The sequence below is a fragment of the Methylobacterium sp. J-070 genome (assembly GCF_022829385.1).
In the GTDB taxonomy this organism is placed as follows: Bacteria; Pseudomonadota; Alphaproteobacteria; order Rhizobiales; family Beijerinckiaceae; genus Methylobacterium.
The window spans coordinates 1-3,124 of record NZ_JAKSXX010000157.1 but is presented as its reverse complement, the minus strand read 5'-3'; the positions used below and the strand labels follow the sequence as shown (position 1 = coordinate 3,124).

Below are 3,124 nucleotides of genomic sequence, written 5' to 3'. Positions count from 1 at the left end.
TCAGCCACGAGGGCTTCGAGCCGAAGGCGATCCGAGGCGGGAAGCGTGAAGGAGAGGCCGCTGCGCATCCCGCCAGACTCGCAGGACAAAGCCCAAACCGAAACCTGGGACGGACTCAACCGTCAGGTTTTGACCACTAGGATGTAGAACGATGGGGAGTGGCGGTCCGTCCGATCATGGCCTGGACGGACTGACATTACCGACTGGCATCCCGTTCCGGGATCCAGGCGCAGGCTGCCATTGAGCCTCGGCTAACCGCCCTCCCCCATCCTGCATCCCGGGCCGCGTCGCGTGCTGGCCCCTCGCCGTGAGGAACGGCACCGAGCCCCGCCAGCCCGTGATCAGATCGGGCGGCGGGGCTGTGACCCTTCCGACTGCGGTGAAGGCAGGCCGCTTACAGTTGCTGTCGGCGCCATCGACCTGGAGTCATGCCGGTTTTACGGTGAAAGATGCGGCTGAAATGGCTCTGATCGGCAAAGCCGCAAAGCACTGCCACTTCAGCGAGCGAGTGAGTCGATTGTTGGAGCAAGTGGCGCGCCCGGTCGAGGCGGCACTGCTGCAGCCAGCCATGCGGCGTCAGTCCAGTAGACACCTTAAACGCCTTGCAGAAGTGCGACATCGACAGACAGCATTCGGCTGCGATCTGCGCGAGCGAGATTTCTGATCCCAACGTACTGGCGATCATCTCACGTGCCCGCCGTTCTTGCCAGGGAGCCAGTCCTCCGGTTCGAATGATAGTGCGGCGAAGGCCGCCGTAAGCCTCAGCAAGGTGAGTCGCGGCAGCCAACAACAGCTGACCACTGAACAGCGGGCCCACCGTCCCAGCCTCGGCAAGAGCCGACACAATCAAGGGTTGCAACTGCGTCAGCTGCGGATCCGGTGTCTGCCACGGATCTGGGACGGCCAGATTTGAAAGCCGAGGGACGCCGATATCTTCAGCGAGATCGTCCAATGCAGCGCGCGGCAGTTCCAAATTCAGACTGTCCAGAGGCTCGCGGAGAAGCGCAGAAGGCTGCGCTTTGAGATCAGCTATGTGCAAGCAGCCTCGCGGTGAGAACGCCGCTTGTTTAGGCTGGCCGTCGTTCCAGTGTTCGTGCGGGGGATGATCCCGAAGCTGGAAGATCGCGTAGAACGTGTCTTCCTTCGGCATGCTGACGTGCAGACCATCTCGCTCGGGAACCGCACAGAAGCGTGTCAGGCGCAGACGGGAGCCTCGCGTTTCCATCACCAGAGGTGATGACGAAGCCTGCTGACTTCGGAATGGATGTATCCCGGACGACCGAACCAAAATCTAGCTCCACTTTCTCACGGCTTCAGGCTCAATGCGTCGCCCTTGTGACCACACAATGAGGCCTAGGTCGTGATGCCGGACCGCTGCTTCTTGGTCGATCCGGCGCTCTTTTGTCAGATGTCGTCGTTCCGATGCGGCGGCTACTGACTTCAGTGCTGAGTTGACCACGTGATCGGCGGATTGAGCGCGATATCAGTCAATTAAAGCGTTGGCCCCCCGGATTAGAGGTCACCGCAGATCACATCGATCTGCGAAAGGCCAGCAATCATGACACATCTCGGGCAGGATCACACATTCCACTTCCTCTCGCCCCCCATTGAGGAGGGAGCCCCCGGAGCATGGATCGACGGCGTGCCGGGCGAACGTGTTCGCATCCGCGTAGACAGCCGCACCGTCGAAGGGGCGTACACTGTCATCGAGTCGATCGTTCAACCCATGATCGGGCCACCGATCCACCGGCACATCGGAGATGAGATCTTCCACGTCCTTGAGGGCTGTCTGACCTTCCAGTGCGATGCCAACAAATTCGAAGCGCCGGCAGGCTCAATCGTGATCGTGCCTGCCGGCATGCCGCATGGTTGGTTCAACTTCGGGCCCGCTCCAGCGCGCATGATCGCGACCTTCATACCGGGTGGCCTCGAAGAGATGTTTCTCGGCTTATCGCGGGTCGCTCCCGAAGATATTCTAGCTTACGCAGCTCAGCACAACATCGATGTGCTCGGCCCACCAATTGGTGCCGTGGCATCATGATGGATACATCCGCTCGATACACCTTCTCTCGGTTGCGCTTGATTACAAACAATCCTAGGCGATACACCCGCACTGATCAGCCCCAATACAGTCGAAGCAGTCTGTCCGGCTGGATCGGTCGCCTTCAAGACTTCATTGTTCAGGAAATCAAGATCCGTCGGGCGCATAGAGAGCTTGGTGCGATGAATGATGCGATGTTGGCTGACATCGGCATTCGCCGCGCCCAGATCCCCGGCGCGGTTCGCTTCGGGCGTGCGCGCGCAAGTGATTGGGAGAGCTAGGAAGAGCCATCCAGCCGGACTTGCAGGCTCACGTTTCCAGACTGCGCGAGCGGTAATCTGCTTATTGCCGAGCACCAGCGGCATCGCGTTCGCATAGTGAACGACACACGTATGTGGAGCACGGTCATACCGAAGATGCACGCGATGCCTGCTATGCGATCCACCACTGAAAGGCCGGGCGGCCATATCATCACGGCTCGCCCGGTCTCGCGCAGATCTCTAGCGGCGGCCGTGAATGACCAAGGCGAGCAGATAGCCAATCGCGCCGGCCAAGACCACGAGGCCCAGCGGCGACTCCTGCGCGTGTGGACGAAGCGCCTCGCTACCCTGCCGGTACAAGCGCTGAGCATCCGGATAGCGCTCGCGAGCGCGATCGAACGCGTCGCCGGCGAACTCGCGCGCTTGCCCAGCGGCATCGCTCAGCGTGTCCTTGGCCTGCCCGTACAGGTTCTGCGCCGAGCCCTTCAACTCGGTGATCTTGGCTTCAGCCTGGGTCTGCGTGTCCCCGGTCAGATCGCCGGCCGCGCCTTTGACCTTGCCGGCGAGTTCTTTCGCGGCGCCTTTGACACGTGCTTCGTCCATGGCACTTCCTCCTCGATATCCGAACGGATTGGGGCATCGAGCCACCAACGCGTGATCAGGGCGCTTCGTCTCGACGGTAGAACCACGCAGCCAGCGGTGCAGCGGAACTGTATGGGGCGCTTACGGTTCATTCTGGTCGAGAGTGCCCCGGAGTAAGTGCCCAATGCCGAACGGTGCTCAGAATGGCCGGCCGAGCGCGGCCGGTCCAGGCTTTGCCGAC

General features: G+C 61.2%; 4 protein-coding genes. 2 read left to right on the top strand and 2 right to left on the bottom strand.

Going from position 1 to position 3,124, the window contains the following annotated elements; genetic code table 11:
- Positions 1 to 394 precede the first annotated feature (394 nt).
- Positions 395 to 1,150 (bottom strand): helix-turn-helix transcriptional regulator, encoded by a 756-nt coding sequence (locus MKL01_RS15835; protein ID WP_243906169.1) that lies wholly within the window; start codon positions 1,148 to 1,150, stop codon positions 395 to 397.
- A 408-nt stretch (positions 1,151 to 1,558) separates the two neighbouring features.
- On the opposite strand from MKL01_RS15835, the gene MKL01_RS15830 reads away from it, so the two are divergent.
- Both MKL01_RS15830 and MKL01_RS35995 read left to right on the top strand, forming a co-directional pair.
- Positions 1,559 to 2,041, top strand: coding sequence for a cupin domain-containing protein (locus tag MKL01_RS15830; protein WP_243906168.1), 483 nt, complete (start codon positions 1,559 to 1,561; stop codon positions 2,039 to 2,041).
- Positions 2,042 to 2,175: 134 nt separating this feature from the next.
- Positions 2,176 to 2,322 (top strand): DUF1127 domain-containing protein, encoded by a 147-nt coding sequence (locus tag MKL01_RS35995; protein WP_409566265.1) that lies wholly within the window; start codon positions 2,176 to 2,178, stop codon positions 2,320 to 2,322.
- A gap of 219 nt (positions 2,323 to 2,541) precedes the next feature.
- Here the strand turns inward: MKL01_RS35995 and MKL01_RS15820 are convergent, their stop codons facing one another.
- On the bottom strand, positions 2,542 to 2,904 hold the full coding sequence (locus MKL01_RS15820; RefSeq protein WP_243906166.1) for a CsbD family protein: 363 nt from the start codon (positions 2,902 to 2,904) through the stop codon (positions 2,542 to 2,544).
- Positions 2,905 to 3,124: the final 220 nt, after the last annotated feature.